We start from the raw sequence: 18029 nt of genomic DNA, 5'->3' as shown, positions 1-18029 counted from the left end.
CAGCCTTCAGCCTTCAGCCTTCAGTCTTATTCTGCCTCCAACCTCCAGCCTTCAGCCTTCAGCCTTCAGCCTTTAGCCTTCAGCCTTCAGCCTTATTCAGCCTTCAACCTCATTATGCCTTTATACTCCCAGTCCGCTGTTTATTTAGACAGCATAGATCACTTTTATAGTAATCTCCGCTGCTCACCAGAGATCCCCTGATTTCCGGAAAAAAATAAACCCAGACTTGAATGATAGTACCTGTGTTTTCCAGCATCACAGACCTTTTTTCCCGCTGATACCAGAATGGATGGTTTTCCAGTTCATCCAGGCGACTGAAACCCTCGTCATCAACCTCATAAACCTCTCCTCTGATACGGCTCCAGGATTGTTCTTTATACAAATATGGAAAATCATCCACATAGAGTGCGTATTTTTCCATGGTTCTGGCCCTTCCGAGAAACCTGGCATTCTTGAGAAGGTGATGATTAGAACAACCCTGCCTTAAAGTGCCGTAGACAAATACGTAATATTTCATGCCTGTCTTTCCTTCTGACAAACCATAATATGGAGAGCTTCTGTCCCAGCATCATCCGCACCCGCCAAACATTCCACCAGCGCAACACTCTTTCTTTCCCACAGGCTTTAGTTTGGATACATCTTTCTTATTGTAAACTGAATCCAAACCCTCTTCAATGAGACCGTCCATCTCAACAATAAGCAAACCGGATTTGGTCAGAATTTCCCTTGGAGTAGCTCCAATGCCGCTGACCAGGACTGCCCTGCAGTCATTGAACATATTTGCAAGATCATGCCATCTTTTAGGTCCGCCCCCTGGTAATGGAGCTTCTCTGGTCTCAATATGTTGAAATTCATTTCCGCTCTTTTGCCAGATCTCAAACTCAAGTGCTTCTCCAAGATGCTGGTTGACCAGCATGCCCTCTCTTGTAGCCACTGCCACCAAGGGCCTGCTGTCATCAATGCTCACTGCTTTCACCGCGCAATCTTTCAAAATTGGTGCCATTTGCAAAGACTGGTCATTATCTAAAAGACCTGCTGCGTCAGCCCTGCAGCGCTTGCAGTGAGTCATCTGTGGAACATAAGTTCTGGCCCTGTCCCGCGCCTCGTTTATAGTTTTTTGATCCGGCTCTATTACATCCTGAAGCTTTGTACCTGGATTAGGAAAAACTGGAATAATATTAAACAGATCAACATTCAGGTCTCCTGCTGTTCTGGCAATATCAAGCATATGCGAGTCATTAACGCCAGGCACCATGATGGAATTAACCTTAACCTGCATTCCCGCTTCCTTGAGCTTTATTATAGCTTCTTTTTGCTTAGCCCACATGATGGTAGCGGCTTCAAGACCCTGATATACAATTTTGTTATCTCTAACCCAGGAATATATATTCTTACCAATAGTTGGGTCTACAGCATTGACCGTTATGGTGGCGTGGGTTAATCCAAGCTTTTTTAATTGATCCACATTTTCAGACAATCGCAAACCATTTGATGACAGGCAAAGTAACAGGTCAGGCATTTCCTTTCTGACCCTGGCAATGGTTTCCAGGGTTTCCGGGGCGTTGGCCATGGGATCACCAGGCCCGGCAATTCCAGCCACTGTCAACCCATTGAGTTTTTTTCTGACCTTCTTAAGGTATTCGACTGCTTGAACAGGAGAAAGAACAGCTGATGTCACACCTGGCCGCGACTCGTTAACGCAATCATACTTGCGATTGCAGAAATTACACATAATATTGCACTTGGGAGCTACTGGCAGGTGAACACGTCCACAGCTTCCCTTGACTTTTTTGTTAAAACATGGATGCTTTGATATATCAAGTTCCTTCATAATTTTTCTCCTGAACTGACAGAAAACAGTGGCTACATATACCCGTATCCAACTCCTGAATCAGTTTGTTTTTTATCCAAAAGCGAGTTCACTATTCTTATGAGAAGCTCATGAGCCCCTGAGTATCCAATATGTCTTATCCTGGATGCTCCAACCCGGTCATGTACCGGGAACCCCACTCGAATCAGGGGGATATTCCATTTTCTGGCAGCAATCCTGTAGCCTTTGCTGTTGCCCACTATAAAGTCAGGCTTAAGCTCTTCTGCCTGTTCCACTATCTGGTAAAAATCCACTCCGGATAATGTTGCAGGTGAATATGACAACATGCCTTGACAGACTTCTTTTATGCTTTGCTCAAAAACTTTACTTTTTCCGCCTGTGGCAACCATTACTGGATGTGCCCCCATCTCCACGAGAAAGGAGGTAAGGCCTGCAACCAAATCTTCTTCACCATAAACAACACATTTTTTACCAAAAATGTATTTATGGCTGTCCACATACGCATCAATCAGTCTGCCGCGCTCCAATTCATGATTGCGCGGCATGTCCTTACCACTTGCCTGACTCAGAATGTCCATAAATTTATCCGTTGCCCTGAGCCCTACAGGCATTAGTACCCGGTGTGCCGGCACATTATGCTCTTTCTCAAGGCAAATACTGCTGCTTAGCTTCTGATCTGCGCATAATCCCAGCTCTATGCTCATTTTTGCTCCACCCATGGACTTAATACTACTGACAGGTGTTCCTCCTGAAGGAATCATCTCCAGATCTTCTTTAATGGCTCCATCCAAGGTTTCGGAAAAGTCCGGCAAGATTACAGCATCAAGCTCATAATCACAGCAAATCTGCTTGACATACCTGATATCCTCCGGGGATACCAGACCAGGAAAAATATTTATCCCTCCATGATCAGCACTTTTCTTAACCAGTTGGGTGACTAAGGCATGCACCGCGGCGTGAAAGCCCTGCATATGTGTTCCGGAATAGCTTGGCGTAGATACCATGACTATTTCCGGTATATCCATGTTTTCAAATTCTTTCCTGAACTGTCGGACAATCATGGGCATATCATCACCAATGGTTTCAGTAAGGCAGGTGGAGGCCACCCCCATCAAACCAGGCTGATACTTATCCATAACATTCAACAACCCTTGCATAAGGTTGGGGCCACCACCGTAAATGGCGTCATTTTCACCAAGGGAAGATGAAGCTATATCAACAGGTTCTCTATAATGACTGATGATGTACCTGCGCATATAGGTCGCACAGCCCTGGGAGCCGTGGAGAAAAGGAACACACCCTTCCACACCTTTAAAGGCAATGCAGGCGCCCAGCGGAGTACACAGCTTACAGGCATTTGTTGTGGAAATATAAGGATCAGGTCCGCCTCGCATTTTATTCTCCTTTACTTGATTGAGCATGCTTTTCTGCTCTTCGTGGGGTAAACTGCCATACTGGACTCATTACTGTTGAATGCACTTCTTTTGCAAAATTGAGCATCCCAATATAACCTTCCAGGGCTTCTTTTCGCTCATGATTATGATCACAGAAACCAACACCAAGCTTGTAGGCTATTGGTCTTTCCTTGACTCCGCCAACAAAAATGTCCACATCCTTTTCTTTTATAAAATGCGCAAGCTCTGCCGGATTGGAATCATCCACAATTACTGTTCCTGGATCGCACATTTCAGCCATTTCCTGGTACTCTTCTTCTGTACCGGTCTGAGAACCCACCAGCTCCACCTTCATACCAAGATGCCTGAAACACTTGATCAAAGAAAAAGCCTTAAAAGCTCCACCCACATATATTGCCGCTTTTTTCCCTTCCAGGTCCTGCCTGTACTGTTTTAAGGCAGGCTGAAGGACTTTAATCTCACCGCGCACCAGTTCAGTAGTTCTCTTCATGACATCAGGATCAATATCCTTGAAAAATTCTGCAGTATCATAAAGGGCCCGGGACATATCCTCTATGCCGAAATAGGAAACACGCTTAAAAGGAATTGAGTATTTTTCCTTCATCATCTTAGCCAGTTCTATTGTGGCACCGGAACACTGCACCAGATTCAGAGCCGCACCGTGACAGCGTTTCAGTTCATCTACCCGTCCGTCTCCAGTGATGCAGGCCACGACTTCTACACCCATCTGACGATAATAATTCTTGATAATCCAGGTCTCACCAGCCAGATTAAAATCACCAAGAATATTTACACTGACCGGTGAGATGCCTGCAGTATCTCCGCTACCTACCAGGGTGAACATGGCATTGCATGCTGCTGAATAACCAGCACGCTTGTTGCCCTTAAATCCTTCGGACTGTACGGGGATAACTGGAATACCCTTAAGATCAGCAACTTTTTTGCACACACTTTGCAAATCGTCTCCAATGATACCCACAATACATGTGGAATAGACAAAGGCTGCCTTGGGACTGTGCCGGTCAATCAACTCCATTAGAGCCTGATACAGCTTTTTTTCGCCACCAAAGATAATATCTTTTTCCTGCAGATCAGTTGTGAAACTCAGGCGATGCAGTTCCGGACCCGATGACAATGCTCCTCGAATGTCCCATGTATAGGCTGCGCATCCCACAGGTCCATGGACCAGGTGCAAGGCGTCAGCAATTGGATACAACACCACCCTTGACCCGCAGAATACACATGCCCTCTGGCTGACTGCACCTGCCAGACTGTTTTTATTGCATTCCAGTTCAAAGGGTGCCTGGCCTTTTTCATAAACCTGCTTTTTTCTACTTTCCAGGATCCGGGCTTCCATATTTATTTCCTCTTCTATAATTAACTAAAATCAAATTAGCAGCAAAAACAGGTAGTTAGAGCTCTCGCTGTTTTACTTTTTTTGCTTATGATTCATGCACATTTGCCAGAAAAGTTCCGTCAAAGATGAGAACTTTGCGCCTGGCACAGCTTCCTGCCCGGAGGCTTACAGCCCGGAGGGGGACTGTCCCTCGCTGTGTAAATTGTTCCATTAAAACCGATTTCCGCCAGGAACCAATGCATTATCAACCTTTCTAACAGTTCCTCGCGGGGACTGTCCCAATATTCAAACATAGGACTGTTCTTCAATGTAAAGGCGACTTCTAACCGCCTGCAGGATGCAGGCTCCACTTATCAAAGCCGTTACTCCCAGGCTCAATTCCAGGACCTCCGGTATAACGAATATCCTGGAAACAAATCCCAATGACCTACATAACCAGTTCAAACCTTTCTTCAGGAGCATCCCTGTCCATTCGATCCAATAATGTATTGACAATATTGGATAACAGATACAATCCACCCTGATATCCCACTGTTGGAAAGTAGCTGTGTCCGGCCCTGTCCAGAATGGGGAATCCAAAGCGGACAAATGGAATATCTTCAGCCCTGGCAATATATTTTCCGTATGTATTACCCACAAGCAGATCAACAGGTTCATTCTTGACAAGCTGATGCAGATAAAGAAGATCCTGGCTCTGGGCTATGACCGGTTCATAAGGTTCATCTTTTAAAATTGAAGTTAACCGCTTTTCAAAAACCTTACCTGGAGTACCTGTCACAACATAAACCGGCTTCATACCCATATCTTTGAGAAATTCTGCAAGGCTTATGACCTGATCAGGATCTCCCCAGAGCCCGACTGTCTTTCCATAAAGGTAATGCTGATAATCTGTCATCATATCCACTAAGCGCCCACGATCATCCAGCATGGAAGCAGTAGGTTCAGCCCCTGTAGCATCCATAATTCCCTGAATGAACCGATCTGTAGATTTAACCCCTATGGGAATGTCTGACAGAGTAAAAGGCACCTTGGCTTTCTGGTCCATATAGGTAGCTGCATCCAAAGATGAAAACTGACCCAGCGCAAATGTATGCTCACTTGACCCTGTTTGAACCAGGTCCTGTACCTTGATGCCGCCTTTGGGGTACATATGGTACTCACCTGTCTTGGGCGTATCCAGTACGTCCGAAGTATCCGGGAAAACCACAGGCTTAAGACCCATCTCCCGGACCATACGCTTAATCTCTCTCATGTCTGACGGCTCAACATAGCCTGGGAGCACATTTACCTGTCCCTGAACCTTATTTTCTGATTCTTTGGTAAAGTATGAAGCCATGCCTTTGACCATATTGGAGAAACCCGTCACATGAGATCCTGCATAACTCGGAGTGCTGGCATGGATGACCCATTTACCTGCAGGCACAATCCCATCATCCTGAGCCTTTTTTACAATTGTGGGAATATCATCCCCAATGGTTTCTGAAAGACATGTTGTATGCACTGCAACCACATCCGGATCATAAACTTGAAAAATTGTTTTCAGGGACTGCCTCAGGTTGGGGCTTCCTCCAAAAACCGATGCGCCTTCTGTGAACGAACTGGTTGAAGCCATGACTGGTTCTTTGTAGTGTCTTGTAAGATGACTTCTGTGATACGAGCAACATCCCTGACTGCCGTGACTGTGAGGCAGACATCTGTTAATTCCCAGGGCTGCGTACATGGCTCCAATGGGCTGACATGTCTTGGCCGGGTTAACCCGTAAGGCCTTTCTCTGACTTATTTCTTTTGTAGTATGATCCAGCATCTGCGCTCTCCTTAAAATACCCTGATTGAATTAAATACAGTTATTTTCTCAAATTGTTATCACTATGGGCAGAGTTGACTTAAAAGTATAAATCTTTCGCCCCTGCCCCCTATCTTCCTGACTCCTGCCCCCTGTCTCCTGATTCCTGTCTCCTGATTCCTGTCTCCTGTCTCCTGATTCCTGTCTCCTGTCTCCTGACTTCCCCCCCTATGCCTGACTGCCAAGCTCGGCAGACAAAAGAGGTTTACGTTTAAATGGGTTAGCCGCCAGTTTCCAGGCCGGATTATGAATCATCATGTCGATTTCCCTGGCAAAATTAACTGCACCCTTATAACCGGCATAAGGCCCTGAGTAGTCATAGTTATGCAGCTGTTTGCTGGGAATACCGAACTTTTCTATAACATATTTGTCTTTGATTCCAGACAGGATGATATCAGGTTTTAATTTAATAATCAGCCGTTCCAGTTCAACATGACTGACATCATCCACTACAATGGATCCGGATTTCATATCAGGAATCATGCCCTCGTAATGCTTCAGAATTCTTTCTTCCTCCAATTCTTTCATCTTTTCAGGTGTGAGCCTGGGATTATACTTTTCCGGGTCAGGGCTGACTTTAAGTTCTTCGATATTCCTGCTGTCAGCATCTATTTTGATGTCTTTGAGTATATGCCTTCCCTCGTAGTCGTCACGATGAGCAAACTCATAACCTGCGGCTGTAACGGTCATGCCAAGATCTCTTAATAAATCCTGGTAGTGGTGGGCTCTGGACCCGCCAACAAACAGCATGGCTGTCTTGCCCTCGAGGTTAGCAGCGTGCGGAGCTATAGCTTCTAAGGCGGCCTTTTCTTCTTCAGCAATGACCTCTTCAACTTTTTTAGACAGCTCAGGATCTTCAAAGAACCTGGCAATCTTTCGCAATGACTTGGACATGGATTTGATGCCGATAAAATTCACCTTGGCCCACGGTATTCCGTATTTCGTCACCATCATTTCAGCGAGATAATTGATGGACCTGTGACACATGACTAAGTTTAGAGATGCCATATGAGCATAAGTCATGGTTTCATATTTTCCGTCTCCGCTGAAAGTAGCTGCCACCTTTATGCCGCACTTCTCAAGAACCCTTTCAATTTCCCATGCATCTCCGCCTATATTGTATTCTCCCAGGACATTGACGGAATAACCTTCAACAGGCTTGTCCTGCGTACCCACCACATCGGTAAAAAGTCTGTTATTGGCGATATGATGTCCTGCTGACTGACTGACACCCTTGTACCCCTCGCAATTAAAAGCCAGAACCTTGATTCCAAGTTCTTTTTCAGCTTCTCTTGCTACTGCCACCACATCATCCCCAATCAGCCCCACAGGGCAAGTGGCATGAACACTTATGGCGTTGGGTTTAAATTCTTCATAAGCCTCCCTGATAGCCTGCTTGAGCTTTTTTTCGCCTCCGAATATGATGTCATGTTCCTGCATATCCGTGGAAAAACAGTATTGAGAATAATTTTTGCCGTCTGCTCCTGGTTTAAAGAGGTTACGCCTTGTCAACCATGAATAGAATCCACAGCCAATGGGACCATGGGTAATGTGGACCATATCTCCATAGGGGCCGATAACCACTCCTTTACATCCCGCATAACAGCACCCTCTCTGGGTAATGATTCCCGGAACTGTCCTGGCGTTGGCATTAATACTCTGCTCTTCTTCGCCATGTGCAGTTCTGGCCAGCATATGGCTTCGTCTCTTCTTGGCTACCTTGGCCGGGTAAACCTTGACTGTTTCTTCTATGAATTCTTCCAGATCAACATCTGGACATGTTTTTAAATCAGACATGTTTCCTCCGCTTTAACTCACCGTTTTCAATGCCTTGGTGCTATTTTGTCCAGTCACCGCTTTCAATTGCCTAAGACTTCATTTCATCAATGGCATCAAGACCGCTTTCCTTGGTTCTGACCCTGAATACATCGCTTATGGGCAGGACAAATATCTTTCCGTCACCAGGAGTGCCGGTCTGATTAACCTCAATGATCACCTTAACTATTTCTGGAACTCGTTCAGGTGGTACTACAAGACTAATCATCCTCTTGGGAATAAGTCTTGCGCCCTGAGATAGACTGGGTAATACATCAGCTCCCATGGATGGATCCTTGTTTAAAGCTTCCAGCATTTCAAAATCTACAGGTCGTTTGCCTCTGCCAGCGCATCTAATGGCGGTAAAGGAAGGCAGCCCTGCAGCAACCAGAGCCTCTTTGGTCTTATTAATCTTATTGGCCCGCACTATAGCCAGTACCTCTTTCATAACAGCTGCTCCTTATCCGAATTCATTGTGACCCATATGTAAAAATCAGGTCATGATCCTTTTAGATTGATTACCTTTTGTACTTTAGTCCTTGAACAATTCTTGACCCAATTCCTAAGCTTCCTTTACACCTGAAGAAACTGTGTAAACTTCTTCCACAGGTGAAATAAAAATCTTGCCATCTCCAAATGTTCCCTCTCCGGTTCTTGCGCTGTCCATAATGGCTGTGATCACAAATTCCTTATCCGCCTCAGGTACGACCATCATAATCATTTCTTTGGGCAGTTCGTCATATATTACCTGCCCGAGCTTTAATCCTCTCTGTTTGCCCCGGCCTGCCACTTCAATCTTGGTCAGTGCAGGATATCCTGCGTCAAGCAGAGATTTCATAACTTCTGTAGTCTTTTCCGGCCTGACAATGGCCCTGATCATAATCATTATTTTCTCCTTTTTCTCATTTTCATGTTTTTAAATTGCAACCTGGTGACTTAATTATAATCATTCTTTGTTATGACTAATACGGGCTGTGGTACAGCCCAGTTATCTGTTATTTGTTAATTGTTATCAGGGTAAGGCGATGAATTCAGCTTTTTGTTCTTCAACAATTAACAATTAACTGATAACTGATAACCTTAAACTTTCCATTTAAGCTTCAAGAAGACCATAATCCAAAAGAATTTGTTCCAACTCGTCTGTATGCATGGGGTCAGGTACAACAAACATTTTATTGGAATCCATGGCTTGAGCCAGGTTGCGATAATGGCCTGCCTGCTCGCTTTCAGGATTGTAATCAATGACTGTTTTTCTGTTGATTTCCGCCCTCTGCACCTCATTATCCCTGGGCACAAAATAGAGCATCTGACTGCCGAGTCTTTTGGCAAAGGCTTCAATCATTTCTTTTTCATTATCCACTGCCCTGCTGTTGCATATTAGACCGCCCAGTCTGACTCCCCCAGCGTCTGCAAATTTTTTAATTCCTTTACAGATGTTGTTGGCTGCATACATGGCCATCATTTCACCAGATACAACTATGTATATCTCCTGGGCCTTGCCTTCACGAATAGGCATGGCAAATCCACCACAAACAACATCACCAAGAACATCATAAAAAACATAATCCAGATTTTGATCTTCTTCATAAGCTCCAAGCTGCTCCAGGAGGTTGATGGAAGTAATAATCCCACGGCCGGCACAGCCTACTCCAGGTTCAGGACCACCTGATTCAACACAAAGGGATTCCCCAAATCCGCCAATGCGAACATCATCAAGTTCCACATCCTCGCCTTCCTCTCGCAGTGTATCGAGAACAGTCTTCTGAGAAAGACCGCCCAGCAGCAGACGAGTTGAATCAGCCTTGGGATCACACCCCACTACCATTACTTTTTTCCCCAACTCCACAAGCCCGGCAACTGTATTCTGTGTAGTTGTAGACTTGCCAATCCCGCCTTTTCCATAAATTGCCACTTTCCTCATTAATCCTTCCTCCTGATATGATTGATTCTGTTACAGGTTTCTCCTTGCTCTACGCTGCCGAGTAATCCATAAAATCAGTTAAACTCTCAACAGTTACCAGCTATCTAACAAGGCAAGGGCTGTGCCATTACTGACAAAGCCATAAAATATTAAGACAACATACTGATTATAATACATAATTATGCGAAGCGTTCCTTTAGAATTTGTACAACACATTACAACAAAACCTTCAAATTTGTAGACATCACCCTACAATAATGTAGCATTGTCGTATTAATCCGGGAGGACTTTGCATGCTTCTAAGTAACTGGAATCGTATTGCCAATAAAATCAAATGCTTACAAATTTCAGTATATTTGCTCTTGTTCCCAGGCTCCAGCCTGGGAACACCTATTTTTTTGTGGCTCCAGCCACATTTTGAAGAAGCGGCTGGAGCCGCAAGAGTAAGACGTCCCCAGGCTGGAGCCTGGGAACGAGGGGTATGAGTTACTCTCAGGTTCGGTCCTGGTCCGCCCGGGTGAGGAGCTTACAAGTAACTACAATCGTTTTGCTAATAAAATCAGATGTTTACAGTTATCACATTTTGACGATTTTTGCTTTGATTGATGCACATTTGCCAGAAAAGTTCCGTCAAAGATGGGAGCTTTGCGCCTGGCACAGCTTCCTGCCCGGAGGCTTACAGCCCGGAGGGGGACTGTCCCTCGCTGTGTAAATTTTGTCATTAAAGCCAATTTCTTCCAGGAACCAATGCAGTATCAATCATTTTTATAGTACCTCTAGGGGACTGTCCCAATTTCCAAATATGGGACTGTTCTTCAAGGTGGAGGCGGCTTCCAGCCGCTTGGAATTAAATAGCCTGCAGGATGCAGGCTCCACTTTAAAGACAGTTACTCACAAGTTCAGTCCCGGCACCTCGGGTTAGAGCATCAAACATATATCCCTACAGGCACATAAATTGCTGTACAATTCATATGCTAATCGACACAACTTTAAGAGAAGGCCACCAGCGTTTTGGGCTTTACATGGATTTAACTGCTCGAAAAAAAATCATGCAGATGCTTGATAAAGTTGGAGTGCAGGAGATTGAAGCGGGAGTTGCTGGCAGGGATAACAATCTGCAGGAATTGATCATATTTGCACGCAACCTTCCCCATCAGCCTCAAATAAGCGTTTGGTCGCCTTTGCGGGAAGACTGCCTGTCGGCAGCCCAATCGCTGGGTCCTGACATTATCAATATTGGTGTGCCAGTATCTGATCTACATCTCAGCAAAAGATTAAATCTCTCCAGAAAGGAACTCATTACCCGTATAAAAACAATTATGCATAAATCACAAAATTGTGATACACACTTATCCATAGGCCTTGAGGATTTTTCCAGGGCTGAGCATGATTTTGCCCTTGAAGTGGCTCACCTGTTTGCTGACGCAGGTGGATGGAGGATCAGGCTGTCAGACAGCGTTGGGCTGCTTAGTCCTTTAGAAGCTTTTAAAGCCATAAAAAAGTTCAGACAAAGTCTAAATATCAAGCTGGCATTTCACGGCCATAATGATTTCGGAATGGCTACTGCCAACGCGGTTTGCGCCTTAGAAGCGGGATGTGATTTTGTGGATGTCAGTGTTCTGGGTATTGGCGAACGAGCAGGTATTGCCCGACTGGAAGAATTGGTGACATGGTGGAATCTTAAAATAAAGCAGACATATAATATGCATCAGCTTCAAGATTTATGTGCATATGTGGCAGGACTGGCAGGCATTAATATTGACGCCCACAGTCCGGTCATCGGAGAAAAAATATTTCATGTGGAAAGTGGACTCCATGCTGATGGAGCTTACAAGGCCCCTGAACTTTTTGAACCTTTTGATCCGGCAATCCTGGGGCATAAAAGACACATCAGTCTTGGGGGTAAAAGCGGGCGTAATGCTGTAAAGGCAAAAATATCTCAGCTTTTATTAAACTGGCAGGACTACAACATTGAAGAGCTGACCAGCCAGGTCAGAGCAAAAGCTGCAGCCAGGGGATATCCCATATCAGACCAGACTTTTTTACAAATGACAAAAGATCAGCTATCTGAACTCAAAAGTTGTCATGAGTGAGTAAGGCATCATGCTTTTGGAAAAAGCAATGCGCACCCCTACACCTGAACATCAGCAGCAATAACCCCTCTTATATTTCCTGACTCATCATGAAATGTTCGGGAAACAGTTACGCATTCTTTACCTGAAGCCTGGGAAACATAAGCATCAGAAATATACGGTATGGGAATCTCAAGGGCCTTTGAAAACCAGTGCTTCTGACTCCAGTCGCGGCCAAACGCCTCTTTGTCCTCAGGAATTTCTGAGTCTGGTCTGGCTATATTGCTCACAATCTGCAGACCACTTGCATCCGTAATATACAACAACTCCAGGTAGGGACAGCTTTTTATAAGCTCTCGCATATCCCGTTCCATTCCGGCTCTGTCTTTCTGGCGCACTGAGCCTGATACTGCCAGGTCAGCAAGCATTTTCTGCACATCACCTTTACCCATGAGGTTAAACACATTGTTCAGGGTATTCAGTTGCTTGACCAGCACAAACAATTCATCAATCTGGCTTAGTGAGCTGGTCATCTCATCTTTGGTGGACGTTGAAATACTGCTGACCTCACTTAAAGTTCTGGCAATTTCCTCGCTCGCCTGAGATTGTTGATTAACAGATACAGCTATGGAATGTGTCCTCTCAGAGGCATCTTTAGAAAGGGCTACAATTTCTTTCAGGGACAATCCTGATTTTTCCGAAAGCTCTCTACTCCTGGAAACCTGATTAATGGTCTCTTGAGCTTCTCTTGTTGAATCCTGGACCAGAGACTGAATGGCCCCGATTTCTCTGTCTACATCCTTTGTTGCTACCATAGTTTTTTCAGCCAGCTTGCGCACCTCATCAGCCACCACAGCAAAACCGCGTCCAGCTTCTCCGGCCCTGGCCGCTTCTATTGCAGCATTCAGAGCCAGCAGATTAGTCTGATCCGCGATATCTGAAATAACATCAATTATTTTACCAACAGCCTCGGCTTGAGAACCCAATTTACTGATGGATGACGTTAGATCCTTACTTTTGGCGGAAACTGCTGTGACTGCGTCCAATGTCTGAGTCACAATCACAGAACCCTGCTCTGCTTTGGTCATGGCATTATTGGTAAATTCTGAAGCCTCCTGAGCATTCTGAGCTGATTCAATGACAGATGCGTTCATCTCCTCCATGGCAGTAGCTGCCTCTGAAATTAGTTTCTGCTGAGTTGAAGCACTGTTTTCTGCACTTAATACCACAGTTCTTAATTCATCCGAGAGCTCAGAAATCCCCTTAATGGTTTCTTTCAATGTATTCACTGCGGAAAGAATAGTCTGACACCTGGCTCTTTCCGCACCCGAAAGAGCTTCATCCTTTAATGTCGTTTCCTTAGAGAGTCTTTGTTCAAGATCTGATAATTGATCGGCCTGTCGTGACAAATCAGATTCCACTTCAGTTAGTGAGTCTATGATCCTTACAAATCCAGTATTCAGTTTATCTAAGCCTTCGAGATCACGCTGAATATCAATCTCAGTGCCTGAGTTAATCTTTTCCAGAAGTTTACCTGCTGCTTCTGTTTCCTGAGAGCTTTCCCCGCCAAGAAAAAAAATCAAACCTAAACTCAAAACACCGGCAATACCAGTACTCCACTGCTGAACAGTGCCCCCCATAAAGTCTGACTGAGCCTCAGGAAGCAGAGATAATACCAGAAGGACAAAAAAAATGCTCGCAAGAGCCAAAATCATAATATATTGTTTGTTCATAAATTGTTACCTTTGCAGTTAGAATCAGAGCTTTTTCACCAGGCCTCTAATTTCTCCTATCTTCCCCTTCAACCTTCAACCTTCAGCCTTCCCCTTTCCCCCCTTCAGACCATTTTTTCTGAATATCTTTTTTGTGCCTCGCTATTACTTCCCTCAGACCAAATTTTGATACCTTGTATCCCATCTGCCTCTGGGTAATGCCCAGTTCTCTCGCTGCCCGTGACTGAATCCACGCATTCCGTTCAAGAGCAATTAATACTTCTTTTTTCTCAATATCTTCCAGAGTTCTGGAATCAACATTCTCAGGCTGGTTGGAAGGCTGAACATCAACCATAAAACCTGGAAGATCCCTGCTTTCGAGTCTTTCGCCCTCTGCAAGTATGGAGAGTTGTTCCACCAGATTTTCCATCTCTCTGATATTACCTGGCCAGCTGTAGTTTACAAGAACGTCAAGACAGTCCTGTGAAAAATACAACCTTCTTCCATACTCTTTTACAATTTTGTCAACAAAGTGATTAAGAAGGGAAGGGATATCTTCCTTGCGATCTCGAAGTGGGGGCACAATGATGGGAAATACATTCAATCGATAATACAGATCATCACGAAATTTGCCATGATGAACCTCACGGGCCAGGTCCTTGTTGGTTGCAGCAATGATTCGAACGTCAACACGTATGGTCTTATTTCCGCCAAGACGCTCAAAATCTCTTTCCTGAAGAAAACGCAGCAGCTTGGCCTGAATGCTGTGAGGCATTTCACCGATTTCATCAAGAAATATAGTTCCTTTATCTGCTTCTTCAAAACGCCCGGGCTTGGACCCTACAGCACCGGTAAATGCACCTTTTTCATAACCAAAAAGCTCAGACTCAAGAAGATTGTCCGGCAGCGAGGCACAGTTTACCTTGATAAATGGGAATCTGGATCTTTCACTCAACTCATGAATGATTCTGGCAATAAGCGTTTTTCCTGTTCCGGATTCACCAAGAAACAGAACTGTGGCTCTTGTGGGTGCAACCTTTTCAATCATCTGATGGATGGCGGACATGGCAGGACTTTTACCAACAATAAAAAAACGCTGAACATTTTTTGACAATTTTGTCTTCAATGACAGGTTTTCTCTGAGCAAATCCTTCTCTCTCGCTCTAACCTGCCTGTTAATGCTCACAAACTGGGAGATCAATGCTGCAACGATGGTTAAGAATCTGATGTCCTCATCAAAAGAAACATCCTGATCAAACAGCTTATCTACGGTCAGCACGCCAATGGGGGTACCTTGCAGACTAATGGGCACACCAATAAAAGATATCTTGCCCTTTTCCATGTTTCTGGCCCCTGTTTTGCCAAGAAACAGCGGTTCTTTAGCAATATCCGGTACAATGAACGGTTGACCTGAGGCAAAGATTCGCCCTGTCACCCCTTCACCAAGGCGATACTTGCCCTTGTCTTTTTCAGCCGGAGTAAGGCCATGTGAGGCCATTATACTGAGTATGCCCGTTTCATCATCGATGATGGTAACGGTCCCTCTTTTCATATGCAAAGAGTCAGCAAGGACCTTAAGGATCTTGTCTAAGGAATTCTCTAATTGTAATGCCTGACCAAGTATCAGACTTACTTCATAAAGAACCTTTAATTTTGACTGAGCCAGCTTAACCATAAATTTGATTAAGCAAAGAACGTACCTGTCACAGGAAAATCAGAAATATTTCTGAGCAACACCTATCGCTACAGCGATATTTTGTGTAAATTATAGCCTAACGCGGGCCGTGCCCGCAGCCCAATTTCAAACAAGGATAGTTTACTTGTGGCGATAACTGGACTTTTCAGGCTGAAGGCTGAAGGCTGAAGGCTGAAAAATTAGGATTTTGGACATTATTGGTCTTGTCAGTTTTTAAAATTTTCATGATTATTGCAGCGTGATTAAGGCGGTAAGTTACTAAGCCACAGGTGACAGGCACTTTTCTCAACCTCAAACGCAAAACAGCCGAACTATCCGGAGACAAAAGTAGCAGTCCCCATCCAGTTTACATAAAAGTATCGGTTTATACTGATATATTTTCGCAGCTTTTTATGGCGACCAGTCAGTTATCTCAAGACAACAATCCGCAAAATTGTAATTTAATTACCACAAATTAACCAATTAGACTCCTGTTTTTTCCAAAATTGTCATTCTATCTTTTCTTCAACCCTTCAGCCTGCAAATCTTCAGCCTTTAGCCTTCAGCTTTAAACCCTTCAGCCTGCTATTATCTTCTGAAATCTTCACCCCATAGGCCCTGGATCCCTTCTCATTTCCCTTCAATGGACATCTTTCTGCAAATACGCTCAACCTCACGAAAGTTCACTTTTCCAGAACCCATTACAGGTATATCCTTGATAACATAAAACTCTTTGGGCACAGCAATGGCAGGTAAATCTTTACTCATTTGCTTGATGAGCTTGCGCTTGCTGAAATCATCAGTAGTTATGGCGGCAACAATATCCGAACCTTTGGTTGGGTTGGGAATGCCCACAACGCAACAAAGCACTTCATCAGCTACATATTTATAAAGTACTTCCTCCACTCGAACCAGGGAAACCATTTCGCCTCCAACCTTGACGAACCTCTTAAGCCTGCCCTTGTGCCACAAAAATCCGTCTTCATCCAACAACCCCATATCTCCTGTGTCATACCAGCCATTATGAATGCGCATAGTTGTCTCTTCAAGGTCACCAAGATAACCTTTCATAACCATATCGCCCTTGACCAGTATTTTCCCAGTCTCACCTGGAGGAAGTTCATCATCAGTGTCCACATTTAGAATTCGGACTTCAACTCCTGGCAATGGCTTGCCCACGCTTCCTTTTTTGTTCTGGCTCGGTGTATTGATGCTTATAGCAGGACTTGTTTCTGTTGCACCATATGCATCTAATAATGTAATGCCCTGCTTTTCCTGAAAACCGTCATAAATCTGGGGGGCCAGAGTATCAGCTCCTGATAGAGCCACTCTGACAGAGGTAAAATCTCCTGGCTGGGATTTCTTCAGGTATCCATGATAAAATGACGGGGTGCCGGTCATAATTGTAACTTTGTAATCCCTGACAAGACTGCAAACAACCTTAAATTCCAGTGGATTTGGATAGGTGACAATGGAAGTACCTGTTGTTAGAGGCATCCAGAAGTTCGCGGTCAGCCCAAAGACATGAAACAGTGGCAGGCTTGCCAGAAATACATCTTTATGATCCACATCCACAACCTTGGGAATACTGTCTAAGTTGTGTCCAATATTCTTGTGAGTGAGTTGGACACTTTTAGGCTCTTTCTCGCTGCCGCTGGTAAACAAGATAACAGCTGTCTCATCGTCATCACCGGAATGCACCATTTTATGAACCATATTTTCAGGCATTTTAGCCTTTACTAAGGCTGGAATCTTTTCAGTCAGACTGACAGAGGCTACAATATCTTCAAGAAATTCCATTCCCTCTACAGGCTTTAGATCGAGCTTGTCCAAAAGCTTTTTACTGGTCAGTATGGTTTTAAAGCTGCATTTGTCCTGAGCGTACAATGAGTTTTCCAACGCTCCTGTAGCATAATTGATCATGACTGGAATTTTACCCGCCATGAGCAAACCAAGATTGGTCAGCATGCACCCGGCTGAAGTGGGAACCATCACGCCTACATACTGGGTTTTAATCTTCTTAAAACGCTTGGATAAAATCAGGCTTACAATGAGCATCCTTTCATAGGTCAATTCACGCTCTGCAGCTATGTCATGTACTGCAATCTTCTTAGGAAACTTCTTAGCTGTTTGAATAAATCGGTGGTGTAGTTGCACAAAATATCTCCTTGTATAAAAAAAACATTATGAGTAATAGATTGGACAAGTAATTGTCGTTATAGTGGAGACAGCATCCTGCAGGCTTTTAACAATCAGCGCCTGCAATGCTCCTCCACCTTGTATTGAACAAGCAAACTTCCCCCAGGACCCGGGGCTCAGTTGTTTTGAAGCTGCTTAGAAATACTAAGACGGACATAAACTATTCAGATACTCAATTTAGCATCTTTC

Annotated in this window: 13 protein-coding genes; 1 reads left to right on the top strand and 12 read right to left on the bottom strand. The window is 44.4% G+C overall.

Annotated features, from left to right (window positions below; translation table 11 throughout):
- Nucleotides 1-112: 112 nt before the first annotated feature.
- The 9 genes from LZ23_RS15715 to nifH form a co-directional block, all read right to left on the bottom strand.
- Nucleotides 113-517: a gamma-glutamylcyclotransferase family protein gene (locus LZ23_RS15715; RefSeq protein ID WP_045215696.1), complete on the bottom strand. Its 405-nt coding sequence runs from the start codon at nucleotides 515-517 to the stop codon at nucleotides 113-115.
- Nucleotides 518-568: 51 nt separating this feature from the next.
- Nucleotides 569-1831 carry a radical SAM protein gene (locus tag LZ23_RS15710; protein WP_045215693.1) on the bottom strand — a complete coding sequence of 421 codons (1263 nt, stop codon included), beginning with the start codon at nucleotides 1829-1831 and terminating at the stop codon, nucleotides 569-571.
- A gap of 32 nt (nucleotides 1832-1863) precedes the next feature.
- The gene (locus LZ23_RS15705) at nucleotides 1864-3252 is read right to left on the bottom strand and encodes a nitrogenase component 1 (protein WP_232300516.1); all 1389 of its coding nucleotides are present in this window, start codon (nucleotides 3250-3252) and stop codon (nucleotides 1864-1866) included.
- Nucleotides 3227-4603, bottom strand: a complete 1377-nt coding sequence (gene nifE / locus LZ23_RS15700; RefSeq protein WP_045215690.1) for a nitrogenase iron-molybdenum cofactor biosynthesis protein NifE — start codon at nucleotides 4601-4603, stop codon at nucleotides 3227-3229. Before nifE ends, LZ23_RS15705 begins: the two co-directional genes overlap by 26 nt.
- A gap of 427 nt (nucleotides 4604-5030) precedes the next feature.
- On the bottom strand, nucleotides 5031-6407 hold the full coding sequence (gene nifK / locus LZ23_RS15695; RefSeq protein ID WP_045215688.1) for a nitrogenase molybdenum-iron protein subunit beta: 1377 nt from the start codon (nucleotides 6405-6407) through the stop codon (nucleotides 5031-5033).
- 207 nt (nucleotides 6408-6614) lie between these two features.
- The gene (gene nifD / locus LZ23_RS15690; protein WP_045215686.1) at nucleotides 6615-8243 is read right to left on the bottom strand and encodes a nitrogenase molybdenum-iron protein alpha chain; all 1629 of its coding nucleotides are present in this window, start codon (nucleotides 8241-8243) and stop codon (nucleotides 6615-6617) included.
- A gap of 70 nt (nucleotides 8244-8313) precedes the next feature.
- Nucleotides 8314-8709, bottom strand: coding sequence for a P-II family nitrogen regulator (locus tag LZ23_RS15685; RefSeq protein ID WP_045215685.1), 396 nt, complete (start codon nucleotides 8707-8709; stop codon nucleotides 8314-8316).
- 114 nt (nucleotides 8710-8823) lie between these two features.
- A complete protein-coding gene (locus tag LZ23_RS15680) occupies nucleotides 8824-9147 on the bottom strand; it encodes a P-II family nitrogen regulator (protein ID WP_045215683.1) in 324 nt (107 codons plus the stop codon).
- A gap of 207 nt (nucleotides 9148-9354) precedes the next feature.
- A complete protein-coding gene (nifH, locus tag LZ23_RS15675; protein ID WP_045215682.1) occupies nucleotides 9355-10182 on the bottom strand; it encodes a nitrogenase iron protein in 828 nt (275 codons plus the stop codon).
- Between the two features lie 971 nt (nucleotides 10183-11153).
- Between nifH and LZ23_RS15665 the strand changes: the two genes are divergently transcribed.
- A complete protein-coding gene (locus LZ23_RS15665) occupies nucleotides 11154-12275 on the top strand; it encodes a LeuA family protein (protein ID WP_045215678.1) in 1122 nt (373 codons plus the stop codon).
- 38 nt (nucleotides 12276-12313) lie between these two features.
- Here LZ23_RS15665 and LZ23_RS15660 read toward each other — a convergent pair whose 3' ends face one another.
- From LZ23_RS15660 to LZ23_RS15650, 3 genes are all read right to left on the bottom strand, one after another.
- Nucleotides 12314-13987, bottom strand: a complete 1674-nt coding sequence (locus LZ23_RS15660; protein WP_052507440.1) for a methyl-accepting chemotaxis protein — start codon at nucleotides 13985-13987, stop codon at nucleotides 12314-12316.
- An 82-nt stretch (nucleotides 13988-14069) separates the two neighbouring features.
- Entirely contained in the window at nucleotides 14070-15641 is a 1572-nt protein-coding gene (locus tag LZ23_RS15655; RefSeq protein ID WP_045215677.1) for a sigma-54-dependent Fis family transcriptional regulator, read from the bottom strand.
- A 630-nt stretch (nucleotides 15642-16271) separates the two neighbouring features.
- Nucleotides 16272-17798 (bottom strand): AMP-binding protein, encoded by a 1527-nt coding sequence (locus tag LZ23_RS15650; protein ID WP_084591101.1) that lies wholly within the window; start codon nucleotides 17796-17798, stop codon nucleotides 16272-16274.
- Between the last annotated feature and the right edge of the window lie 231 nt (nucleotides 17799-18029).

The organism is Desulfonatronovibrio magnus, assembly GCF_000934755.1.
GTDB lineage: Bacteria > Desulfobacterota > Desulfovibrionia > Desulfovibrionales > Desulfonatronovibrionaceae > Desulfonatronovibrio > Desulfonatronovibrio magnus.
Note: the sequence above shows the minus strand (reverse complement) of the source record. Positions and strands in the feature narration are given on the sequence as shown.